This is a genomic window from Novosphingobium endophyticum, from assembly GCF_014640675.1.
GTDB classification, from domain to species: Bacteria; Pseudomonadota; Alphaproteobacteria; order Sphingomonadales; family Sphingomonadaceae; genus Novosphingobium; species Novosphingobium endophyticum.
Window position 1 is genome coordinate 42345 of the sequence record NZ_BMHK01000011.1, and the last position, 23750, is coordinate 66094.

Consider the following 23750-nt stretch of genomic DNA (forward strand, 5'->3'; position numbering starts at 1 on the left):
ACGACCATGACTTCGATCTTCAACGGGCTCTCCGCCTTCCCCCTGACCCCTGCCGATACGGATGGCGCTGTCGACACCGCCGCGCTCGGCGTACTGGTCGATCGGCTTGCGAGTGAGGGCGTCGATTCTATCGGCCTGCTCGGCAGCACCGGCATCTACGCCTATCTCGACCGGGCCGAGCGTCTGCGCGCCGTAGCGGCCGCGGTCGAGGCCGCGGCGGGACGCGTCCCGCTGATCGTGGGGGTCGGAGCGCTCCGCACGAGCTGGGCGCAGCAACTCGCCGGCGATGCCGAGCGTGCTGGTGCGAGCGGCCTGCTTCTCGCGCCCATGTCCTACACCTCGCTGACCGACGGGGAAGCGGCGCAGCACTACCGTGCCGTGGCCGGCGCGACATCGCTGCCGCTATGCATTTACAGCAACCCGGGTACGACCAACTTCACCTTCTCTGACCGGCTGCTCGCGGAGCTGGCTGCGGTGCCAAACATCACCGCGATCAAGATACCACTTCCGGCCGACGAGGACTATGCAGGCGAGCTGGCGCAGCTACGCGGCGTGACGCCTGAGGCATTCGCTATCGGCTACAGCGGCGACTGGGGCGCCGCGCCATCGCTGCTGGCGGGCGCAGATGCTTGGTACAGCGTGGTCGCCGGTCTGTTGCCCGAACCTGCGCTGCGCCTGACGCAGGCGGCGCAAGCAGGGCTTATCGACGATGCGGCAATGGTTGATGCGGCGTTCGAATCGCTGTGGGCGCTGTTCCGCACACATGGCAGCCTGCGGATCATGTACGCGATCGCCGACCGGCTCTCGCTCGACGTTGGCGATCCGCCGCTACCGTTGTTGCGGGTGGAGGCCGGTATCGTCACCGCGGTGGAGGCTGCCCTGGATCAACTGGCGGCAATCTGAGAAGATCACGCACCCCGGAAGCCAGTTTCGTTCTGCTACGGCTCATTGTCGCGCTGAAGCGCATCGAGATCGCGGAGCTTGCCGTTCCAGTCCGCTTCGAGTGCATCGGCGACAAGCCGGTTGTCGGAATCGACCTTCAGATATGTCAATCGAATTGGAGTTGACACCGGAGGGCATTTTGTCAGTTCGCATGACAAGATAGCGACGACGAGCAAGTTCGGCCTCGTACCGGGCGCGCTGCAGTTGCTTGTCGCGCATTGAAGCGGCCTGCTCGACGCGTTGCGTGATCTCCTGTTGATGGCGGAGTAAAATGCCCCAGAAGTGGGTTCTCCCGCAATTTCGGTGCAGGGGTCATGCCATGATCCGTGTCCGGAGTAAGTCGAGGCCGGCCCGGCCGTACATGGAACGCTTGATGAGCTTGAGCTTGTTGATCTTGCTTTCGACCGGTCCCGTGCTCCAAGGCAACGTCAATGCGGCGCGCACCGCGTCGATATCGCGCCGGAGGCCTCGTGCGAAAGAGGCGATGGCGCTCCCAAGTGCCTGGTCGAGCCAACGGTCAAGCTCGGTGGCTTCACGTCCGACCAGTATGTCGTGGAACCGCCGCGCCAGGTCTGCCGCTTCCGCGATCAGGGGCGAGGCGGCGCGTACCGCCTCGACAAACCGCGCGTCGTCTTTGCGGAGCGTTTCGCTGGGCGTCGCAAGGAGCCTGACCGCCTGGCGCGACGATGGTGATTTCCAGCTTGGATGCACGGCAAGGGGAGCTGCGGCCTGTGACAGGCCATCGCGCAGCCGAGCCTTGACCCAGCGCCGAAAGCTGCGCGCTTCGCCGTGATAGCCGCGCTCGCACACCTCTCGATAAAGTTGGGTTTGCGTTGCGACAGCCTTCGTCCCAGCGCGAGCGCAGATATGCTTCAAAGGTATTCGCAGGATGACGCGATGCCCGTTCCCAGGTTCCAGGCCGCTTGTCGAGAAGCCACTGGCGGATGGTCTTACGATCACGACCGGTTTCGTGCGCGATGGCCGATATGCTCCAGCCTTTGTCGCGCAGCCTGACAATCGCATCGATCATCATGTGCCGAAATCCGGTGCACAAAGCAGGTTGACCAATTTTATGTTGACAGCCGGCCGCGAGAGAGTGTTGGCGGTATCACTCGCCGTGGCGATTGAGGTTGATCGCTTGTACTCGTTAAAGATCAAGGTGCAGGCCGGTGATTATGACTGAACCTCGGCCGTGTGCGTACGGAGGTGAAGTAATCCAGAACGTCTCAATCGGGCGGCGACCGGCCCCGAAAGATGATCGCCCTCATGTGCAATGCGAACCCGGAGAATACCTGGTGCCAGAGCCTGACTTGTCAGTGTGTCCGGTTGACCTGTGCACGGACGATGATTCCGGCCTTGCGTGCTGCGCGAAACCGGTGCCGAGCCTGCGCTGGGGGCTGCAGTCGGATCGGGAAGGCGTGCTCCAGCATGCCTACGAGATCGAAAGGGCGGCCGACCCCGGTTTTTCGACGGGGGTGGTCTCCACGGGAAGAGTGCCTTCCGAGATGCCCTTCGATGGACAGTGGCCCGGCGCGGCTCTGGCAAGCCGTGAAGTGACTTGGTGCCGTGCGCGGGTCTGGACTGACCGGGGCGTGACGGGCTGGAGTGCCCCACTGCGCCTGGAAGGCACGCTGCTTGAGCAAAAAGACTGGGTGGCCCGCCCGGTGAGTCCCCGCTCGAACGTCGGGCGGTCCGGGACGGTCGCCGTGCCTCTTTTGCGGCGTAGCTTCGGCGTTGACAAAACTGTCTTGCAGGCCCGTCTCTACGTTACGGCTCTGGGTATTTTCGAGTGCTGGGTCAATGGACGGCCTGTTTCCTCAGAGCTGTTTGAGCCGGGTTGGACAGCGTATCGTTCGCGGCATCTGTTCGCCTCCTATGATGTCTCGGATCTGCTCCACGAAGGCGAGAACGTGCTTTCGGCGGCGATTGGCGACGGTTGGTGGCGCGGCAACCTGACGTGGATGGGGCGGCGGGCGATCTACGGCGATACGACGGCTCTTCTGGCGCAGATGGAGATCAAATACCACGATGGCTCGCGCGCGGTGATTGCAACCGACGGGTTCTGGCGCGGCTCGACCGGGTCCATGTTGGCGGCCGACTTCTACAACGGCTGCGAGATCGACCTGTCGCGTGAACAGCCAGGCTGGCGTGAGCCCGGCTTCGATGACAGCGGCTGGGAAGATGTCGTGCCCATACCGTTGCCCGGCCGGCTCGAACAGCGCAGTGCTCCGCCAGTTCGCGTAATCCGGCAATTTGGGGCGCGACCTGAGCGAGATGGTGAAGGGCGTCTAATCGTCGACGCGAGGCAGAACCTCACCGGTTACCTGCGCCTCGCCGGAAAGGCTGACAGCGGTGGGACGATCGTCGTGCGTCATGCCGAAGTGCTGGAAGCCGACGGCAGCCTGCAAACGGCGGCTCTGCGCTCCGCCAAGGCTACCGATACCTATCATATCGGTCCCGGCGATTTCGATCTCAGCCCGTCGTTTACTTATCATGGATTCCGCTACGCGGAACTGCACCTGCCCGATGGGGTCAGTCTGGATGCAGTGCAGGTCTGCGTCGTTGCGTCAGATCTGGCCGAGATAGGCAGTTTCGAATGTTCCGACGACCGGCTCAACCAGTTGGACTCCAACGTTCGCTGGTCGCAGCGTGGCAATTTCCTGGCAATTCCGACCGACTGCCCGCAGCGCGATGAACGCCTCGGATGGACCGGTGACATTCAGGTCTTCGCGCCGACCGCCTGCACCAATTTCGATTCCCGTGCTTTCCTTGAAAGCTGGCTGGCAGATCTTGCTTGCGAGCAAGCCTCGGACGGCCAGGTGCCGAGCACCGTTCCGAACGTCATTCAAGGGCATGAATTCGAGTTCGGCGGCATCGGGTGGGGCGACGCCGCGACATTGGTGCCCTGGGCGCTCCATGAAGCGTATGGGTCGAAAGTGGTCCTCGAGCGTCAGTTCGACAGCATGCGCGGTTGGGTGGACTGGGGGAGTTCCCGGCTGGACGAGGCGGGCACATGGGTGGGAGATTTCCACCTTGGCGACTGGCTTGATCCAGGAGCTCCGCCCGATCGGCCTCAGGATGCAACCACCGATCGGGATTTCATTGCCTCTTCCTATCTGGCATTCAGCGCCGGCAAAGTCGCAGCCGCAGCCCGGCTTCTGGGGCATGAGGATACTGCGCAGCATTACCGCGATCTCGCCTGTCGTGTAGCCGAGGCGACCTGGAGACACTGGCAATCGGCCGCGCAGAAGACCCAGGCCGGCTGCGCTATCCTGATCGCCTTTGGCATCGCACCGGAGGAGGAGATTTCCGGGATTGGAAGGCGTCTGGCGACGCTTGTCGAAAGGTCTGAGGGCCGGATCGCGACCGGATTTCTCGGCACGCCGCTGGTGCTTCCCGCGCTCACCCTTGCCGGACAGCACGATGCGACTTTCCGCCTGCTGCTTAATGAGCAAGCGCCGGGGTGGCTCTATCAGGTCGTGAACGGGGCAACCACTATGTGGGAAAGGTGGGACGCGATTCTGCCTGACGGTTCGATCAATCGCGGAATCATGGCGGCCGATGATGCCGAGTGCATGACCAGCTTCAATCACTATGCTTACGGGGCAGTGGGGGCATGGCTTTATCGCTCGCTGGCGGGCATCGCTCCGGATGAGGCGAAGCCTGGTTACCGGCTCATCCACTTCGCACCCCAGCCCGGCGGAGGTATCACGCGGGCCCGGGCGCGCATCGAATCCCCGTTTGGTCCGGCAGCCATCCGGTGGGTACGGAACGACACCAAGCTTCACCTTGACTTGGAGATTCCTCCCGGCGCGCAGGCCCACTTTCAAGTCCCGCAGGGGTGGGCACCGGAGGATTCGGGAGCTCAGGCGCCCGCTCTCCTTGGGTCAGGACGGCACCGTTTTACGCTCGCGCCGTGCTAAGTCGAAGGTGCCTTCCGGATCGGGCGATGGAACCCAGCGAAGCTGGCGTCAGTCTGTCTTAGCGATAATCAGCCGCACGGCTTTCGCATCGAGGACGGCGCGCATGTCATCGGGAATACCGGGATCGGTGACAAGCACGTCGACCTCGTCGAGCCCGCAGACGATTGCACCTGACGACAGGCGGAACTTGGAGCTGTCGACCAGCAGGATGACGGTCTCGGCGCGGTCGATCAGCCGGCGCTCTGCAGCAACGAGAATGACGTCCGGCTGCATCACGCCCTGCAGCCCCACTGCGGCCGCACCCATGAACAGTTTCGGCGCATGGAAGCGTGGCATCGAATCCTCGCCCGTCGGAGCGAGCACGATGTTCTGCTCGCGGAACACGGTGCCCGATGGCAGGAGCACGCGCGTGCCGACCTGCGGCAGCAGCGCGTTGACGATGTGGAGCGAGTTGGTGAGAACCTGAAGGTCCTTACCGTCGAGGTGCTGGCACATCTGCAGCGTGGTCGTGCCGCCGTCGACCATGATCCCTTCGCCCGGTGCGCAAAGCGCCGCCGCGGCGCGCCCGATTGCCCGTTTGGCCGGCAGGTGCTGGGTGATCGATTGCACGAACGGCGTTCCGGCCAGGCTCTGGGGCCTGTCCGGAAGCTTAGCTCCGCCATGCACACGCAGGATGTGACCCGCCTCCTCAAGGCGGGTCAGGTCGCGCCGGATCGTCGCCGGCGAGGCATCGAGACGCGCCTCGAGATCGCGGTAGCTTATGAAGCCGGTCCCGGCGATGGCATCCAGGATCAGACGTTCACGTTGCTCGGCGTGCATGAGCCTCCAATCTCCTTCGCAGCGGCCTGGCGTTCGGCCTCGAGTTGTTCGAGCGACTTGCCTTCGTTGCGCGGAGCCCAGAGTGCGCCGATCACTCCGCTGATGGCAAGAAAGCCGGTAAGTATCCAGGCAAGGTTCGTAAAGCCCGTGGCCGTGAGCATTGGCACAAAAAAGCTGAAGAAGCCCAATGCAATGCGCACGATGGCAAAGCACACGCCCTGGGCGGTCGAGCGCAGCTCGGTGGGAAACATCTCCGCGCTCCAGAGCTGAAAGAAGCTCTGCGCGCCGAAGCCGACGGCAAACGCCATCAGCACCACGTGTGTCAGGGCGACGGGGATGGTCAGCGGGAAGATCGCGAGCAGGGACATGCCGACCACCTGAATCGCAGCCGAGACGGTGAACAGCAGGCGCTGGTTCACCTTGTCCGACAGCTTCATGAAGATGAAGAAGATGCTCAGGATCCCGAGACCGAAGTTCAGCGCCTGGATGGCGACGCTTTCGGCCTGTGTGGCCGCGCCCACGGTACGCAGGATGTAGGGGAAGAAGAAGCCGTTGACGCCGGCCCAAAGGTTCCAGAAGCCATACATGCCGACCAAGGCGAGGATCGACTTGAGATACTTGCCCTGGAACAGCGTGGAGACGGGCATCCGCTTGAATTTCGCCTTGCGGGTTTCCTCCCAGCGCTGCGACTCCTTCATGCGCGAACGCAGAAGCGTAAGGGCCAGCGCGATCACGACAAGATGGGCAAAGACGATGCGTGCGCCAAGTTCGCCCAGGCCCGTCAAGGCAAGGCTCATGAGCAATACGATAACGGGACCAAGGTACCACAGCATCTGTGCCACGCCCGAGTGCAGGCCGCGCCGGTTGTCGGGCGCCTGCTCGGCGATCAGCGACCAGCTTGCAGGAATGTCCGCGCCGACCGCCAGGCCGACGATGAGGAATCCGACGACGATCATCCAGGGCGCCACCGCGAAGACGAGCATCGACATGCCGGCCGCGTAGATCAGCATGTCCCACTGGTAGATCTTCTTGCGGCCCAGCTTGTCGCACAGGAAGCCGCCGATGAAGGCACCGATGCCCGCGCCGATGGCATTGGGACCGAAGGCAGCGATCGCGCCGACGAAGTCATTGGAAAGGCTGTAGGACTCCTGCCAGAGCGCCAGCGCGGCGGAGCCGGCGACGATGGAGCCGGAATCGATGTAGTTGGCAAGGCCGGCCAGGATGGTGTTGCGCCAGTCGTCCTTTTTACCTGTGGCGGTGCTCATGTTCCTTGTTCTCCCGCGAGAATGGTTTGGTCGATCTCGGCAATGTGGGTGGTCCCGGTGAGCGCCATGGCGACGCGCATTTCCGCTTCGATCAGTTGCAGCATTTTCGTGACTCCGGCCTCGCCCCCTGCCGCGAGTGCCCAGACCCAGGCGCGTCCCAACAGCACGCCCTTCGCGCCGAGAGCGAGCATGCGCACGACGTCGAGGCCCGAACGGATCCCGCCGTCGGCGAGCACCGTCAGCCGCTCCCCCACTGCCTCGGCGATCGGGGGCAGGGCGCGCGCGCTCGACAGGACCCCATCGAGTTGGCGGCCGCCGTGGTTGGACACGACGATGCCGTCCGCGCCCAGTTCGGCCGCTTCCCTCGCGTCCTCGGGATCGAGAATGCCCTTGATGATGAGCGGCCCCGTCCACTCGGCGCGCAGGAAGTCGAGATCGTGCCAGTTGATCGACGGGTCGAAGTTGTTCCGCATCCAGGCGAAGAAATCCTCGATGCCGGTCTTGCCCTTCAGCACCGGGGCGACATTGCCGAGCGTGTGCGGCCGGCCGTGCAGGCCCACGTCCCACGCCCAGCCGGGCCTGACCGCCGCCTGCGCGAAACGCCGGAGCGTACCCTTGAGCCCGGCGGCTCCGGCAAGGCCTGTGTGATAGTCGCGATAGCGGCTGCCGGGCACCGGCATGTCGACTGTGAAGACCAGCGCCGAGCAGCGCGCTTCCGCCGCTTGCGCCAGCAGGTCGCGCATGAATCCTCGGTCGCGGATCATGTAGAGCTGGAACCAGAACGGCTTGCTGGCAGCGCGCGAGACTTCGTCCAGCGGGCAGGCGCCGACGGTTGAGAGAGTGAAGGGCACGCCCGCCTTTTCCGCCGCGCGCACGGCCTGGCATTCGCCGCGCCGGGAACTGAGACCCGCAAGCCCGATCGGCGCAAGCGCCAGGGGCAGGGCGAGCTTCTGGCCGAACAACTCGGTCCCGAGATCGAGCGCCGAGACATCGCGCAGCACCCGCTGGCGCAGCGCGAGACCGGCAAGGTCCTCGACATTGCGGCGCAGGGTCGCCTCGGCATAGGAACCGCCGTCGATATATTCGAACAGGAAGCGCGGCAGGCGGCGGCGCGCCGCTTCGCGGAAATCGGGGACGGAGGCGACGATCATGCGGCGGCCTTCGCCACGGCTTCGCGCCATGTGGCGCGGTAGGCCGAAAGATCGCCTTCCAGCGGGCTGATGCGCCGCAGACCGCCCTGCGGCTTGAGCAGCGGATTGATCAGGCGCAGCGCGCCGAACGAGACGTCGTTGTGCGCATTGGCGACGTAGATTTCCATCCCCGGGCGCAGTGCCGCCAGCCCGCGCACGAACACCTCGGCCTCGGCGAAGCGGCCTTCGATCAGCAGCCGCTCCTTGGAGCCGATGAGGTCGAGCGCGGTATCGGCGACGAGCGCGGCATAAAGGCAGATCGCGGCGCGGCGGGCATGCCACGTCCCCGCCCACTCGTCCGGCGGGTTGAGCCAGCGGGCCTCGCCATTGGGGAACGGGCCGAAGCCGGGGGCGAGCGTCGGCAGCATCATGGTGCCGCGATCGAGCAGGGCCGGTACGGTCTCAAGCAGCCTGGGCTGATCGGGTTTGATGTCGACTCGCCGCGTGTCGAGCTCGATAACCGTCTCGATCTCGCGTCCGCCCATGAAGCGTGCCGAGGGCACGGGCCGGCCATAAGCGTCGACGTTGACGAGCGTGTCGCGTTCTGTAGCAAGCTGGCCCATCGCGAAAGTCTCTCCCGGCAGGCGCATGGCGACGAACCAGGTGCCGGTCGAGAGGATCGTTGCTTCCTTGCGGGCGATTTCGGAGAAACCGCGCGCGGCAAGCAGGGCCGCGTTGGAATCGTGGATGCCGGCAAGGACCTTGATATCCTTCGACAGCCCTGTGGCCGCCGCGATTTCGGGGCGCAGCGTGCCGATCACCTCCGCTGCCTTTGCCAGGGGCGCGAAGCGCTCCGCCCAGCCCATGCGTTGCGCCATGGGGGAGAACCCGGCTTCTTTGGGCGCCCAGAGATCAGTATGGCAGCCCATGCTCGTGATTTCGCTCCGGGCTACACCGCAGAGGAACCAGGCCCAGTACTGCGCCCAGGGAAGAAGTGTGGATTCGGCCATCGTCTCCGGGTGAAGGCGATCCATCCAGTAGAGCTGCGCGCCCAGGTTAAGGCCACAGGGCAGCGCGGGAGATCCCGTAAGGGCGAAAGGATCCCGCTCGTCGCTATACGTCGCGGCGATGTCCGCAGGAAGCTGTTGTTCATAATCGAAAGGCGCGAACGCGGCATTGCATCCGTGGATTGCTACGACAGCAGCACCATGCCCCACGGGAACGATCGCCTCGATCGGGTGGCCCGAGAACTCTCTCAGGGCCGCGGGAAGCCAGGTCTCGATGCCTTCCGCGTCAAGCCGCCTGATGCCGTCCTCCTGCACGGGTTCATTGGCGCGCACCCGGCGATCGAGCATGCGGCCGTCGCGGGTCCAGAGCGTGACCTTGCTGAGCGTCTTGCCCACGTCGACGACGACATATGCTCCGGACTTCGACATGCTCCCCCGTGGAAATTGTAGTTCGATCAAATATGATCGATATCTATCGAAATAGATTGAACAAGAAAAGAGGTAATGTTAGAGGGATCGCATCATGACGATCACTACTGCCCCCGCACCTGTTGCCGCCATTCCCTTCGCCGTCCCGGTCAGCCGCTGGGACGATGCAGTCGCTGCGACGCTCTCTCCGGCGGAGCTGCTGCTCTATCGCTCGAACTTGCTCGGTTCCGATCTGACGGTCACCAACTTCGGCGGCGGCAATACCTCGGCCAAGCTGACCGAGCTCGACCCCCTCACTGGCAATGAAGTGGAAGTCCTGTGGGTGAAGGGCTCGGGCGGTGACATTGGTTCGATGAAGCTCGACGGCTTCGCAACGCTCTACCAGGACAAGCTGCTCGGTCTCCAAAGGCATTATGGCGGGCCGGATGACGACGACAGGATGGTCGGCTATCTGCCCCACTGCACGTTCAACCTGAATGCGCGCGCGGCCTCGATCGATACACCGCTGCACTCGCTGCTGCCTTTTGCGCATGTCGACCACGTCCATCCCGATGCGATCATCGCGCTGGCCGCCTCCTCGGGTGGCGAAACGGCGACGCAAGAAATCTGGGGCGGCAAGATCGGCTGGTTGCCCTGGAAGCGCCCTGGCTACACGCTCGGCGTCCAGTTGCTCGATTACGTCAAGGCCAATCCGCAGGTCGAGGGCGTGATGCTTGCCGGGCATGGCATCATCTGCTGGGCGGGCAGCGCGAAGGCCTGTTACGAGCACACCATCGCCCTTATTGCCGATGCCGCGAATCACCTGAATTCGAAGCTTTCCGAAAAGCCTGCTTTCGGCGGTGCGGTCCACGCTCTCTCCCCCTCCATGGACCGCGCCGCAACTGCCGCCGACCTTATGCCACGCCTGCGCGGTCTGATGACCGGGGCGCGGCGTAAGGTCGGCCATTTTTCGGATGATGCCGAAGCGCTGGAATTTGTGAACTCGGCCGATTTCGAGCGCCTCGCCGCGCTGGGAACCTCGTGCCCCGATCACTTCCTGCGCACCAAGATCGCGCCGCTCACCCTCGATCCGGCCAAGCTGCAGGACGATGGGTACCTGGCGCAGACGATCGCAGGCTACCGCGATCTCTATGCCGCCTATTACAAGCGATGCAAGCGACCCAACTCGCCCGCGATGCGCGATTCCAATCCGGTCGTGGTGCTGGTGCCGGGCCTCGGCCGCATAACGTTCGCCACCGACAAGACCACCGCGCGCCTTGCTGGCGAGTTCTACGGCAATGCCATCAATGTCATGCGCGGCGCCGAGGCGATCGGCGACTACATCGCGCTCGACGAGCAGGAAGCCTTCGACATCGAATACTGGATGCTCGAGGAAGCCAAGCTCCAGCGCATGCCTGCGCCTAAGCCTCTCGTCGGCCGCATCGCGCTCGTCACCGGCGGGGCGGGTGGCATCGGCGCGGCGACGGCCGCTCGCCTGATGGCCGACGGCGCCTGCGTCATGCTGGCTGACCGCGACGAAAATGCGGTCGAGAAAGTTCGCGACGGCTTCGCGAAGCAGTTCGGCAAGGACGTCGTGCGCTCGGTCGTCTGCGACGTCACCAGCGAAGCGCAAGTCTCGGATGCCTTCGCGGCCTGCGCGCGCGAGTTCGGCGGTCTCGACATCCTTGTCGCCAATGCCGGCATTGCGTCCTCGGCGCCAATCGAGGAAACCACGATCGAGCTGTGGGACCGCAACTACGACGTGCTGGCGCAGGGCTACTTCCTCACGATGCGCGCCGCCTGGCCGCTGCTCCGGCGGATGAAAGAGCAGGGTGGTTCCTCGGTCGTGTTCATCGGTTCGAAGAACGCGGTCGCCGCCGCTACCAACGCCAGCGCCTACGCCTCGGCCAAGGCCGCCGCGAACCATCTCGCCCGCTGCCTGGCGCTGGAAGGGGCGCCGCATGGCATTCGCGTCAACGTCGTGAATCCGGACGCCGTCATCAAGGGCAGCCGGATCTGGGACGGCGACTGGCGCAAGGAGCGCGCAGGGGCCTATGGTATCGACTCGGGCACCGAACTCGAGGAACACTATCGCCAGCGTTCGATGCTGGGGCGCGACGTGCTGCCGTCCGACATTGCCGAGGCGGTGTATTTTCTGGCCAGCGACATGTCCGCCAAGTCCACCGGCAACATGATCAACGTCGATGCAGGTAACGCCCAGGCCTTCACAAGATAAGGGCTGGCTTCTGGAGGAGAGGTAAGGCGTGAAGCGAATTGCTAGGTTCACCATGGCGCTCGCCATGGCCTGTCTGCCCGTAGCGACGATGGCTCAGGGGAGCGGAGAGGCGGCGCCGATCGGAGGAGCGACCGAGGCGCCGAAAGGCTCGCAAGTGATCCCGCTCTACGGCAAAGCGACGCCGGGAAGCCCGTCGGACGAGATTTCGACGCGCTTCATGGGCCGCGAGGCGGTGCTTCGCAACATCACTTATCCGACGCTGACGGTCGTCAAGCCCGATCCCGCCAAGGCGAACGGCGCGGCGGTGATTGTCGCGCCCGGTGGCGGTTTCATGATCCTGTCGATGCAGAACGAAGGCTGGCGTGTGGCGCAGGCGCTCGCAGACAAGGGCGTTACCGCGTTTGTCCTCAAATACCGACTCAATCCCACACCCGAGGACGAAGGCGAATTCAGGGCCGGCGTGATGCGGCTGTTCGCGCCTGGCGGCAAGGCAGCCGAAAGGCCCGAGATCCGCAATCCCGCCGCTACCCAGGATGCGCTAGCAGCTTTGCAGGTCGTTCGCAGCCGGGCCTCGGAGTGGAATGTCGATCCCCGCCGCGTGGGCATGATCGGGTTCTCCGCCGGCGCTATGGCTACGCTCGAGGCAGTGCTGGGAGCTTCGAAGGACATGGATCCTGGTACCCGGGCGCCGGACTTCTTCGGCTATATCTACGGACCGATGAAGACGGTCGCGGTGCCGACGGAGGCCCCGCCGATGTTCGCGGCGCTGGCCATGGACGATCCGCTGTTCGGCGGCGGGGACTTTTCTATCGCTACCGCATGGCAGCAGGCGAAGCGGCCAGTCGAGCTTCACGTCTATCAGAAGGGCGGCCATGGCTTCGGTCTTGGCAAGCCGAACACTACGACCACGTTGATGATTGATGAGTTCCTGGCATGGATGGACATGCAGGGCCTGCTTTCCAGGAAGGAAGCCAAATGACACTGCCCGTTTCCGAAGAGCTGATCGCAGGGGCCAATGCCCGCGAGATTAACGCCCTCGAAGACGAATACGCAGCTCTGGGTCGCAAGCTGGAGCGCAGCGGTATCGCAATCGACGCGGTAAAGGACCGGGTCGCTGGCTTCTCGGTCGCCGTGCCGACCTGGGGTGCGGGGCGCGGCGGCACACGCTTCGCCAAGTTCCCGGTCCCCGGTGAGCCGACCAACATCCATGAGAAGCTGGAGGACTGCGCGGTCATCAACCAGCTGAGCCGCATGACACCGCGCGTCAGTCCGCATTTCCCGTGGGACACGGTCTCCGACTACAAGGCGCTGCGGGAAGAGGCCGCGGAACTCGGCCTCGGCTTCGATGCGGTGAATTCCAACACCTTCCAGGACCAGCCCGGACAGGTGCAGAGTTATGCCACGGGCTCGCTCGCCTCGACGGTCGCGGCGACGCGCCGGCAGGCGGTCGAGCACAACATCGAGTGCATCGAGTTCGGCCGGCAGCTCGGTTCGACGGACCTGACCGTGTGGGTCGGTGACGGCACCAACTTTCCCGGTCAGCAGGACCTTGCCCGAAGCCTCGACCGGTACCTTGAAGCTGCTGCCGAGATCTACGCCGCGCTGCCCGGTGACTGGCGCATGCTGATCGAGCACAAGATGTTCGAGCCGGCGTTCTACTCGACGGTCATCAGCGACTGGGGCTCCTCGATTCTGGCCGCGCAGGAACTCGGCCCCAAGGCCAAGTGCCTCGTCGACCTTGGCCATCATGCGCCGAACACCAACATCGAGCAGATCGTCGCACGCCTGCATCGCTTCGGAAAGCTGGGCGGCTTCCATTTCAACGACAGCAAGTACGGCGACGACGACCTCGATTCCGGCTCGATCAACCCGCACCAGCTGTTCCTGGTGTTCAACGAACTCGTCGAAGCCGAACTGAACCCGCGCGACGGCTTCAATCCCAGCTACATGATCGACCAGTCGCACAACGTCACCGATCCGATCGAATCCATGATCTCGTCCGCGGAGACGATCGGCGCGTGTTTCGCCAAGGCGCTCCTCGTCGACCGCGAGGCGCTGCACCTGGCGCAAGAAGCCAATGATACGATGATGGCCTTTCAGGCCCTGCGCCGGGCCTACAACGTCGATGTCGGCCCGATCCTTGCGAAGGCGAGGCTGGAAGCCGGCGGCGCCATCGACGCGCTGCGCGCCTACCGTGAAAGCAAGTGGCGCGAGCGCAAGGCGCAGGAACGCAAGCCAGCGGGTCTCGGCGCTGGGATCGTCTAATCCGCACGGACCTGCCTGCTCCCGGGATCGCCGATCCCGGGAGAAATGCTCCGGCCCGGAACGCCTGATCCCGGTCGGCCAAAAAAACAAGAAAACAGGCGATGGGAGAGAATGGTTCGATGGCGATCCGGAAATTCAGAACCTTGCTGTGTCTGGCAACCGCGATTGGCGCCTTGCCTGCGCTGGCGCAGGACAAGCAAAAGCAAGCCGATGCGATCGGTGCAGCAGCGCCGAAATCGACTCCATCTCTGGAAGAAGCATTCCGCGATCCTCCGAGTTCAGCCCGGCCGCGCGTCTGGTGGCACTGGATGAACGGCAATGTGACCAAGGACGGGATCGCAAAGGATCTCGCATGGATGAAGCGCGTGGGCATCGGCGGCCTGCAGAATTTCGATGCGAACCTGATGACGCCGAAGATCGTAGATCGTCGTCTCGTGTACATGACGCCCGAATGGAAGGACGCCTTTCGTTATGCCGTCAGCGAGGCGGACCGGCTGGGTCTGGAACTCGCGATAGCATCTTCTCCGGGCTGGTCGGAAACCGGTGGCCCCTGGGTCGCGCCTGAGGACGGCCTCAAGAAGCTGGTCTGGAGCGAGACAGAACTGACGGGAGGCAAGCGCTTCTCCGGCAAACTGCCTTTGCCGCCCCGCACGGTCGGGCCTTATCAGGATCTGCCGCTCGCGCCGAGCGTTGCCGAGATGATCTCGGGCACATCGGCGAAAAAGCCTGTGCCGCAGTTCTACAAGGAGGTTGCCGTTCTGGCCGTGCCGCAGATGGAAACATCCGCCGCCATACCGCGTGTCAGGCTCGGTGATGGCGCTGCCATAGATGCCGGTGCACTCGGCGACGGCGCCTTCACTACCGGGATAGACGTACCGCATGGTAGCAGGGACAATCCCACGGCCATCGTGCTCACCTATGATCGGCCGCAGACGATACGGTCCGCCTTGCTGTCCATGCCCGGAACGCGGCTCATGTTCGGCGGGCCCTCGGTCGCGCCGGTGCTGGAGGCCAGCGACGATGGCAGGACCTGGCGCAAGGTTGCCGACGTGCCGATCGAGCTGGTTCCCACTTCCATCTCCTTTGCCCCGGTCACTGCCCGCATCTTCCGCCTCGTCGTGATGCCTCAGGTGCCGTCGGTGCCGGATCTGGGTACTGCAGCGCCGGGCGTGGCATTCGCTATGGGCGCTGTTGCCGCGGGTGGTGGAAACAAGCCGTTCCGGGTGGCCGAGCTGCGCCTTTCGTCCGAGCCGGCGATCGACCAGTTCCAGGCCAAGGCAGGCTATGCAATAGCCCTGGACTATTACTCGCTGGGCGAACGCGGCGACGGTGCCAAGGGGCCCGACGCCGCGCAGGTGATCGATCTGACCGGGCGGATGCGTGCCGACGGCACGCTCGACTGGACTCCGCCAAAGGGCAAGTGGCGGGTGCTCCGGATGGGCTATTCGCTGGTCGGCACGACCAATCATCCCGCGCCTCCGGAGGCGACCGGCCTTGAGGTGGACAAGTTCGACGGTGTCGCGGTGCGCCGCTACATGGAGCACTATATCGGCATGTACCGGGATGCGGCCGGCGCGAACATGGTCGGCGAGCGCGGTGTGCGCGCTATCCTGACCGACTCGATCGAGGTCGGCGCAGCCAACTGGACGCCGAAGATGATCGAGCAGTTCACGAAGCTGCGCGGCTATGACCCCACGCCCTGGCTCCCTGCGCTCACCGGAACGCTGATCGGCAGTCGCGAGGACAGCGACCGGTTCCTTTACGATTACCGCCGCACGCTTGCCGATCTCATGGCGAGCGAGCACTACGGTACGGTTGCCGAGGTTGCGCACGAGAACGATCTGAAGGTCTATGGCGAGGCGCTGGAGGATCATCGGCCTTCGCTTGGCGATGACATGACGATGCGCAAGGCTGCCGATGTCCCCATGGCCGCAATGTGGACGCACAGCCGGGAGAAAGGGCCCAAGCCCACTTACCTTACCGACATCAAGGGCGCCGCATCGGTGGCGCATCTCTACGGGCAGAACCTGGTCGCGGCGGAATCGATGACCGCCGCGATGTCGCCTTGGGCCTTTGCGCCGAAGGACCTCAAGCGGATCATCGACCTGGAATTCGTCAACGGCGTCAACCGTCCGGTGATCCACACTTCCGTGCATGTACCGACAGATGACAGGAAGCCCGGTCTCTCGCTGTTCATATTTGGCCAGTACTTCAACCGCAACGAGACTTGGGCGGAGATGGCCAAGCCCTGGGTCGACTACATCGCTCGCACGTCTCTCCTGCTGCAGGAAGGGCGCAATGTCGCCGATGTCGCCTATTTCTACGGCGAGGAAGCGCCGCTGACCGGGCTCTATGGCGACAAGCCGGTGGCCGATGCGCCGGTGTCCTATGCCTACGATTTCCTGAGCTACGACGCCCTGGTGAATCTGCTGACCAATGATGGGTCCGACGTCGTCACGCCGAGCGGAGCGCGCTACCGGGCGATCTACCTCGGCGGGTCCTCGCAGCGCATGACGCTGGCGGCGTTGAAAAAGTTTGCGACACTCGTCGAGGGCGGAGCGACAGTGATCGGCAAGGCGCCGGTCACGACACCCAGCCTTGCGGGACAGGCAGTGGGCGAGGGCGCCGAATGGTCTACGCTCGTCGCGAAACTCTGGCCCGGCAGCGATGATGTCAAGATCGGCAAGGGGCGGGTGATCGCGAGCGATAACGTCGAGCCGGCGCTCGGGAGGATCGGTGTTGCCCCCGACTTCACCTTCACCGGCGCCGGGGCCGACGTAAGAATTCCGTTCGTCCATCGCCGCGACGACAGGGGGGATATCTACTATCTCACCAGTCCGCAGACGAATGGCCAGGACATAGAGGCTCGTTTCCGGGTAACCGGCAAGCAGCCCGAACTTTGGCATCCGGAAACTGGCGAGAGCGAACCGGTGAGCTACCGTATCGAGAACGGTGAAACCGTGGTGCCGCTCTCGCTCCAGCCGGACGATGCTGTTTTCGTCGTGTTCCGCAACGATGCCAGGGCAACATCACTCACCGTGAAGAATCCGGCCCTGAAGTCGCGCGCGACCATTGCCGGGCCGTGGACGGTCGCCTTCCAGGAAGGCCGGGGTGCTCCGGCCAAAGCGACCTTCGATACCCTCAAGCCGCTTAACGATAGCGGTACCGAGGGCATCAAGTACTTTTCGGGCATCGCCACCTATACTCAGAGTTTCAGCACGCCCAAGGTCTGGAAACCCGGTCAGCCGCTCTGGCTCGACCTCGGCGAAGTGCACGACGTCGCGCAGGTTATCGTCAACGGCGAGGATGTTAGGACAGTGTGGCACGCTCCGTACCGGCTCGACATTTCGTCGGCGGTGAAGCCCGGCAGCAACACGCTCGTGGTCCGCGTCGCCAACAAGTGGGTCAATCGTCTGACTGGCGATGCCCAGCCGGGCGCGTCCAAGGTGACCTGGACGGCCTTGCCGACCTACCGTGCCGACGCGCCCTTGCAACCTTCAGGTCTGATCGGACCGGTCACCTTGCTGACGCAGGAGAAGTGACCCGCTCCACCTCGCGTGGAGATGGGTAAAGCGAGTGGTTTCACGCGAAAACGGGATCGGTCTGTGAAAACAAGAAGGCGCGGGGCCCGCCGGTCCGCGCGCTTTCTTTGTTCAACTGTCCCCTGTTAATATTAGGGTCGCGTTCCCGTCACTGGGAACGTGCGCTGGGTGCTGCCTCAGGCGATGTACCCCAATCTGCGCCAGCGGGCGCAGGATCTGCTTGGCATCCCGCTCACATGGCCGGCGGTGATGGGGGCGCTCGGCAAATGGAACGGGCTTGAGCTTGAGGCTGCCGGCGAGGAGGCTGGCATCGTCATGCCCATGGTGCGCAGCCTTCCCGAATTTCTGGAAGAGCGACAATACAAGGAGGTTCTGGCGGATGCCCCGCTGATCGAGATTTCGAAGATCGGCGGATCAGCCCGAGAACCGCTGCGCGAACGCGGAGAACTGCCGCTCTCGGGATATCGCGCGCTCGGCATGGGGCATGTCATCGCCGGTGCCGGATTGGGCCGGTCGCTGGCGCTGCATTGGTACCGACGTGCTCAACCCCTGGCGGCCGGGCGAGGGCGAACAGGAAACGATCTACGCCTCGGCGAATGTCGGGCTCCGTTCGGCATGGCTCGATCCCCGTGCGGACCGGGCGCGGCGCGTACAGGAGCTTTTGGGTTCGGACGGGATCGCGGCCAGACTCGGACAGTCGCCAGAGTTGTGCGTATCGAGCGTCCTCGATTCCGGCCTGATCGGATGATTGGCCGTATTCGCTTATTGAACTGCCGCTCCGCTACGGCCTCATCGCCACGGTGCCGAACGCGGCGCTGACGAGTCAACGCAAGTTCTTCATCTACTCTCGCAACAGTGGAGTCATGCCCTATGCGGCAAGCAAGCTGATCGAGCTCATCCCGCACCGGCGATGCGAGCCGCGACAGGGCATTCCCCAGATGTACAACTGACCGTCTGTCAGGCGATCAGGCCACGGCCTGACGCTCGGTCTCGTCGCGGATCATCTTGTCGAGCATGCGGTTGTACATCGTGATGCTACGGTCGTGCGAAGTCGGGATCATCCGGGGATCGGGCGTCTCATCGATCACCTTCTGCTGCGCCTCGATCATCACCTTGTCTTCGGCAAAGGCCTTGCGCACCAGTTGCATCATCGGTTCGATCATCTGTTCCGTTCCGAAATCGCGATGCATGCCATAGCAGAAGAAGTAGCGGGTCGTGTGTTCGTCAATCGGCGTTACCGCTTGCCCGGTGAAGGTAAGGTCGCGAACCGCGTTGGCCAGATCGGGCGAACCGAATTCAAGACTCTTCGCGGTGCCGAGAGGAAAGCCGGCGATGTGCATCATGAGAATGCCCGGAATTACGTAGTCATATTCCATGTAGTGGTCGAGCGGCTCTGCCGGGAAGCCCGCTGCATCGGAAGCCAGGTTCTCCACCCAGCGGCGATAGCGTATGCCTTGATCGATCGGGCGGATGTCGGCGTGGGTCTTGGCCATCTGGTCGCCCTGCGGGAAGCTGTCGGCGTGGACATAGCCGATATGGCTGAAATCGAGCAGGTTTTCGCTGATGAGATGAGCGGCGCAATCATAGTCGAGAAAGCCGTGCCCCATCAGATAGTCGGGATTATCGGTGCCGATCGTGGCGGGGATTGTCGCCTCGTACGCCAGTGCCGGATCGCCCATCCACACCCAGACCCAGCCGTGGCGGTCGACCACCGGATAGGCGCGCACTTTCGCGTCACGCGGGATGACGTCCTGCCCAGGAATTTCCGAAACGGCACCATCGCTATCGAACAGGATGCCATGGTACATGCAGCGCAGCCGCTCGCCCTCGCAGCGGCCCAGCGACAAGGGGGCCAACCGATGCACGCAACGATCTTCCAGAGCGACAAGCTTGCCGCTTTCGGTGCGGAACAGGACGATCCTTTCGCCGAGGATTCTCAGCCCAGTCGGTTTCGACATGTCGAGGTCCGCCGTCCACGCCGCGACGTACCAGGTGTTGCGCGCATAGTGCATAAGTGCTCTCCCAAATTATTGCACCTAACTTAACGGTGTTAAGTTGCAGTGTCAAAGATCTTGAAGTTGTCAAAGGTGATGTCGATGCAAACGGCGAAAGGCCGTCCGAGGCTTGAGAAAGCCGGGATCGTGGAAAGCGCCATCGGGCTGCTGAACGATGATGGGTACGAGGCCCTGACCTTGCGCAAACTGGCGGCGCGGCTGGGCGTGCAGGCGCCTGCACTGTACTGGCACTTCGCCGATCGCGCGGCGCTGCTGGAAGCGATGGTGACGGAATTGCAGGATCGGGTGCCCGTTGCGCCGGTTCCGATGACGCGGGGCGAGACCGGGGACTGGATTCTGGCGCGCGGCATAGCGTTCCGCCAGATACTGCACGCGATCCGCGATTCGGTCCGCCTGTTTGCCGAAGCCACGATCAACCCGACGATGGATGTGCAGTTTACCGAGATGTTGAGCCGGATCGAAGGGTTGGACCGCAGGCAGGTGGTGTACCTTGCCGCCGTGCTCAATTCCTACGTGCTGGGCTGGGTCCACTATGAACAGCAGCCGGAGATGGTGCGGTTCATGGGTGAAAACCTGGATGTCGAAGCCGATTTCGAGGCCGGGCTTCGCGCTATCGCCATCGGCATCACCGCGCAGATGGGGGTATAAGCAAGGGGTCTGCGCCGTTCCCGAAAGAGCGGCGCAGAGATGGATTGTTAGGATGTCGGGACCAGCTTGCCGGGCTGGGCGGTCGGCCACCACATGCCCTGTTCTGGTTCGCCAAGCACGTTGCGCAGGATGCCGATGTTCTTGGCTTCCAGTTCGACGACGTCGCCGGGCTTCAGCTTGATGCCGTGTTCGAGGGCGGAGCCCTTTTCCAGCGTGCCCGAGCCGATGACTTCGCCGGGCTGCAGGTATTCGCCCTGCGATACGAACGACAGCACTTCCTCGACCCGCCAGAGGACGTCGGAACTCACGCCCTTGCCCTTGGTTTCGCCGTTCAGGCGGACTTCCATCTCGATCGAATAGGGGTCTTTGAACTCGTCCATCGTCGTGATCCACGGGCCGATGCCGTGGGCGAAGTTCTTCGCCTTCGTTCCGCCCATGCCGATGGCGACTTCGTCCTGCTGCAAGTCGCGGCCGCTGAAGTCGTTGTACATGGTGACGCCGAACACCGCGTCGAGCGCGTTCTCGGGGGTCAGATTCTTCACCTTGCGGCCGATGACCCAGCCCAGTTCAAGCTCGTAGTCCATGTGGTTGATGTAGCCCGGCCACGGAACGGTGGCATTGTTGCCGATCACCATCGCGGGCGAGTTCTGGCAGTAGGGCACCACGCGTTCCATCGCATCGGGAACGGTGCGGCCCATCTTGGCACTCCAACCCGTGATGTGGCCCAGGAAGTTGAGGCCGTCGCGCAGCACCGGCGGATCGGATGCCGGCAGCCATTCGACCTCGTTCATGTCCAGCGATGCGTCGTCGCCAGTGGAGGCCACGATGCCGGGTGTATGGTCGGTGAGGTAATTGCCCATAGAGAGGGCCAGCGCCATGCTGCCGGGATAGGCGGCATTGGCGAATGCGCGGGCCGCGTCCGTCGTCGCATTGCGCGTGGCCACGTAATGAAGGGCGGCCGCGCGGGCGAGGTCGATTACCCGGCCCTTCTCCGGTTCGACGACGACGAGCCGTGCGATCTTGCCATCCGGACTGTCACGCAAGATGCGTCCAAATTTCATGAGGAATTCCTTTCCCAGCGTTAATAGAGATACGATGCGTTTCGTTACTAGGATGTGAGAGGTTTTGCAACCGTCACGTTCAATAATATTGCCGTGGCAGGACGCCTGAACCCGTCAGTGGCACACGCCTTGGTCGGCGCGATCGCTGGTCGGCGCGCCGGTTTTGACAGGATATAGTCATATTTCTGAACGCGGGGCCCGCAAAGTCGTCAGGAGCTGGACGGCGGGCGCTCGGCTTCGGCCAAGGCTAGCTTCTTCATCCGGCGGCGCATCAGAATGCCGCCCTTGTCGGAGGACAGGTGCACTTCGCCGAATTCCAGTCCTTCGCGGCGCTGACGCTGTTCGATCCAGTCCAGTGCCTCGCGGTCCTCCTCGAACGCCACCTTGAACGAGGCATGCGTGTGTGCCGGGATGGCCGGGTCGTCCAGCCTGAAATCGCGTGCGACTGCCCAGAAGTTATGGGTCGTATGCTGCGTTTCGGGTGTGATGAAGTGGATCACCTTGAATGAATACAGACCGGGCTTCCCCGCATCCGGCGTGGAATCGTGAACATTGGAGTGGGTCAGGTTCAGGGCCGGTGACATCCACCAGGTATCGGTTTCGCGCGTTACCCGCTTGTCGCCCAGATCGGTCGGTACCGAGAGGAGGGAGGGCAGGGGACTGTCCTCCAGCACGCGGCGCAGGTTTATGCGCCCATCCTCGACCCGCACGCGGAACGGCGCGTCGGCGTATTCGGGCGTGCCGATATTCCCTGCATGGAGGAACGCGAAATGCGACAAATCCATCAGGTTTTCGTGAAGCGCAATGTAATTGGAAGGAAAATTGAGATAGCCGCTGACGTGGTCCCATCCCGGTTGGTCCAGCCACGGCAGCTCCGGGATTTCGGCTTCATCGGCAAGCTTCGGATCGCCGGGCCAGATCCAGATCACACCCTGCCGTTCAACCACGGGGAAGCTGCCGGCGCGAATTTCGGCAGCATTGTCGGGGTTGGTGGGTTTGGCCACGCACAGGCCATCGGGGTCGAACGTCAGCCCGTGATAGAGGCAAGTCAGCCGGTCACCGTCCAGAATGCCCTTGCTCAAAGGAAACGAGCGGTGGGGGCATCGGTCGCGCAGGACGGCAATTGAACCGTCGAGGCGGCGGAAATAGACGACTGCGATCCCGGCGATATTGCGCGAACGCAACTGCCGGTCCGCCTCTGCGGCAAAACCCAGGACATACCAGCAATTCCGGATCAGCGGAGTATAGCGGTCGGCCAGTAGCGATTTCTGCGTGTTCATTTCGAAATGATCCGCATCGGCATTGTAGCGTACCCTCGCAATGTGTTGTTATAGCGCAGCGTCGGCAGTGCTGTCAGTTCCATTGCCCTCACCCTGCGTGCAAGGGCCGCCAGCACCAGTTCGCCTTCCAACCGGGCGAGGTTCTGGCCGACGCACATGTGGATTCCAGAACCGAACCCGAGATGGCCGACGCTGTTGCGGCGGATGTCGTAGCGGTCTGGTTCGTCCCAGCGGCGCGGGTCGCGATTGGCCGACGCCATCAGCGTAAACACTTTCGTTCCTTCTGCCACCGGTACTCCGGAAATTTCGGTATCGACCGCGCTGGTGCGGAAGAATGACTGCGCAGGCGACATCCAGCGAACGGCTTCTTCGAATGCGCTGCGCGCAAGCGTCGGGTCGGCATGGAGCAGGTCGTACTGTTCGGGGTTGCTGCACAGGGCATAAATCGCACCGCCGATACCGTTTACCGTGGTATCGACGCCCGCCATCAGCATCGCGCGAACCGTGACTTCGCCTTCGCGCTCATCCAGCTGCCCCTGATCGACAAGGTCGAACATCGCCTTGCCGAACCCGCCTTCGCATAGGTTCTCGCGCTTGCACTGCATTTCCAGCCACGCGAACCCCTTCTCCGCGAGCGGTTTGGAGGCGAGGAAAATCTCGTTCTCCGGGCCGTAGGAGTTGAACACCAGCGCGCCCACCGGCAGCAGGTTGTCGCGCCCCTCCCGCTTCATGCCCAGTGCATCGGGAAACACGGTAAGCGGGAACTGCTCGGCGAGGTCGGTAACGCCGTCAAAACTGCCCATTTCTATCAGGCGGTCGACCAACAGCTCCGCCTGCACCGCGAAGTTTTCGCGCAACTGGCGCATCACGCGCGGCGACAGCACCTTCATCATGGCCGAACGCGTGCGCGTATGGATCGGCGGGTCGATTTCGAGGATCAGGCTTTTGGGTCGGAAGCGCGCATCCTTGGCATAGTCGACAAGGCCGACGCCGCGTGCCGAGGTGAACCGCTCCCAGTCGCGCAGGACTTCGTATACCTCAGCATGGCGGGCCAGCGCCATGCAGCCGTAGCGCGACAGCCAGACGACCGGGCCTGCTTCGCGCATCTCCTCCATCCGGGGGTAAGGATCGTCGAAGAATGGATAGTCGAACGGGTCGATATCCAGAACCGGTACACCGGGCGGGGGCGAGGCAATGGCTTGGGTCACC

At 63.5% G+C, this 23750-nt stretch carries 18 protein-coding genes; 9 read left to right on the top strand and 9 right to left on the bottom strand.

The genetic code is table 11. The annotated features are described in order from the left end of the window. Positions 1-6: 6 nt before the first annotated feature. The gene (locus IEX32_RS09840; protein WP_188770971.1) at positions 7-903 is read left to right on the top strand and encodes a dihydrodipicolinate synthase family protein; all 897 of its coding nucleotides are present in this window, start codon (positions 7-9) and stop codon (positions 901-903) included. Between the two features lie 351 nt (positions 904-1254). Here IEX32_RS09840 and IEX32_RS09845 read toward each other — a convergent pair whose 3' ends face one another. Continuing rightward, complete coding sequence (locus tag IEX32_RS09845) at positions 1255-1818, bottom strand: transposase (protein ID WP_188770973.1); 564 nt, start codon at positions 1816-1818, stop codon at positions 1255-1257. A gap of 13 nt (positions 1819-1831) precedes the next feature. On the opposite strand from IEX32_RS09845, the gene IEX32_RS09850 reads away from it, so the two are divergent. Continuing rightward, positions 1832-2125 carry a hypothetical protein gene (locus IEX32_RS09850; RefSeq protein WP_188770975.1) on the top strand — a complete coding sequence of 98 codons (294 nt, stop codon included), beginning with the start codon at positions 1832-1834 and terminating at the stop codon, positions 2123-2125. Positions 2126-2237: 112 nt separating this feature from the next. Continuing rightward, complete coding sequence (locus tag IEX32_RS09855; RefSeq protein ID WP_229736290.1) at positions 2238-4865, top strand: alpha-L-rhamnosidase; 2628 nt, start codon at positions 2238-2240, stop codon at positions 4863-4865. Positions 4866-4913: 48 nt separating this feature from the next. On the opposite strand, the gene IEX32_RS09860 is transcribed toward IEX32_RS09855, so the two are convergent. Genes IEX32_RS09860 through IEX32_RS09875 form a run of 4 tightly spaced genes read right to left on the bottom strand, consistent with a single transcriptional unit; the run spans position 4914 to position 9515 of the window. Continuing rightward, positions 4914-5684 carry a DeoR/GlpR family DNA-binding transcription regulator gene (locus IEX32_RS09860; RefSeq protein WP_188770979.1) on the bottom strand — a complete coding sequence of 257 codons (771 nt, stop codon included), beginning with the start codon at positions 5682-5684 and terminating at the stop codon, positions 4914-4916. Further along, on the bottom strand, positions 5657-6949 hold the full coding sequence (locus tag IEX32_RS09865; protein WP_188770981.1) for an MFS transporter: 1293 nt from the start codon (positions 6947-6949) through the stop codon (positions 5657-5659). The genes IEX32_RS09860 and IEX32_RS09865 overlap by 28 nt, the downstream gene beginning before the upstream one ends. Beyond that, on the bottom strand, positions 6946-8100 hold the full coding sequence (gene lldD / locus IEX32_RS09870) for an FMN-dependent L-lactate dehydrogenase LldD (RefSeq protein WP_188770983.1): 1155 nt from the start codon (positions 8098-8100) through the stop codon (positions 6946-6948). Before lldD ends, IEX32_RS09865 begins: the two co-directional genes overlap by 4 nt. Continuing rightward, entirely contained in the window at positions 8097-9515 is a 1419-nt protein-coding gene (locus tag IEX32_RS09875; RefSeq protein WP_188770984.1) for an FGGY-family carbohydrate kinase, read from the bottom strand. Before IEX32_RS09875 ends, lldD begins: the two co-directional genes overlap by 4 nt. A 94-nt stretch (positions 9516-9609) precedes the next feature. On the opposite strand from IEX32_RS09875, the gene IEX32_RS09880 reads away from it, so the two are divergent. From IEX32_RS09880 to IEX32_RS09900, 5 genes are all read left to right on the top strand, one after another. Then, positions 9610-11730 carry a bifunctional rhamnulose-1-phosphate aldolase/short-chain dehydrogenase gene (locus IEX32_RS09880; RefSeq protein ID WP_188770986.1) on the top strand — a complete coding sequence of 707 codons (2121 nt, stop codon included), beginning with the start codon at positions 9610-9612 and terminating at the stop codon, positions 11728-11730. A gap of 64 nt (positions 11731-11794) precedes the next feature. Continuing rightward, positions 11795-12709, top strand: coding sequence for an alpha/beta hydrolase (locus IEX32_RS09885; RefSeq protein WP_188771113.1), 915 nt, complete (start codon positions 11795-11797; stop codon positions 12707-12709). Further along, complete coding sequence (locus IEX32_RS09890) at positions 12706-13995, top strand: sugar isomerase (protein ID WP_188770988.1); 1290 nt, start codon at positions 12706-12708, stop codon at positions 13993-13995. The genes IEX32_RS09885 and IEX32_RS09890 overlap by 4 nt, the downstream gene beginning before the upstream one ends. Positions 13996-14114: 119 nt before the next feature. Beyond that, positions 14115-17537, top strand: coding sequence for a glycosyl hydrolase (locus IEX32_RS09895; RefSeq protein WP_188770990.1), 3423 nt, complete (start codon positions 14115-14117; stop codon positions 17535-17537). Between the two features lie 159 nt (positions 17538-17696). Beyond that, positions 17697-18356: a hypothetical protein gene (locus IEX32_RS09900; RefSeq protein WP_188770992.1), complete on the top strand. Its 660-nt coding sequence runs from the start codon at positions 17697-17699 to the stop codon at positions 18354-18356. A 146-nt stretch (positions 18357-18502) separates the two neighbouring features. On the opposite strand, the gene IEX32_RS09905 is transcribed toward IEX32_RS09900, so the two are convergent. Further along, positions 18503-19549 (bottom strand): aromatic ring-hydroxylating dioxygenase subunit alpha, encoded by a 1047-nt coding sequence (locus IEX32_RS09905; RefSeq protein WP_188770994.1) that lies wholly within the window; start codon positions 19547-19549, stop codon positions 18503-18505. Between the two features lie 84 nt (positions 19550-19633). Between IEX32_RS09905 and IEX32_RS09910 the strand changes: the two genes are divergently transcribed. Further along, entirely contained in the window at positions 19634-20200 is a 567-nt protein-coding gene (locus tag IEX32_RS09910; RefSeq protein WP_188770997.1) for a TetR family transcriptional regulator, read from the top strand. A gap of 47 nt (positions 20201-20247) precedes the next feature. On the opposite strand, the gene IEX32_RS09915 is transcribed toward IEX32_RS09910, so the two are convergent. The 3 genes from IEX32_RS09915 to IEX32_RS09925 form a co-directional block, all read right to left on the bottom strand. Beyond that, a complete protein-coding gene (locus IEX32_RS09915) occupies positions 20248-21261 on the bottom strand; it encodes a fumarylacetoacetate hydrolase family protein (protein ID WP_188770999.1) in 1014 nt (337 codons plus the stop codon). 209 nt (positions 21262-21470) lie between these two features. Continuing rightward, positions 21471-22541 (bottom strand): Rieske 2Fe-2S domain-containing protein, encoded by a 1071-nt coding sequence (locus IEX32_RS09920; RefSeq protein ID WP_188771001.1) that lies wholly within the window; start codon positions 22539-22541, stop codon positions 21471-21473. Beyond that, positions 22538-23749, bottom strand: a complete 1212-nt coding sequence (locus IEX32_RS09925) for a cytochrome P450 (RefSeq protein ID WP_229736292.1) — start codon at positions 23747-23749, stop codon at positions 22538-22540. Before IEX32_RS09925 ends, IEX32_RS09920 begins: the two co-directional genes overlap by 4 nt. Position 23750 lies beyond the last annotated feature (1 nt).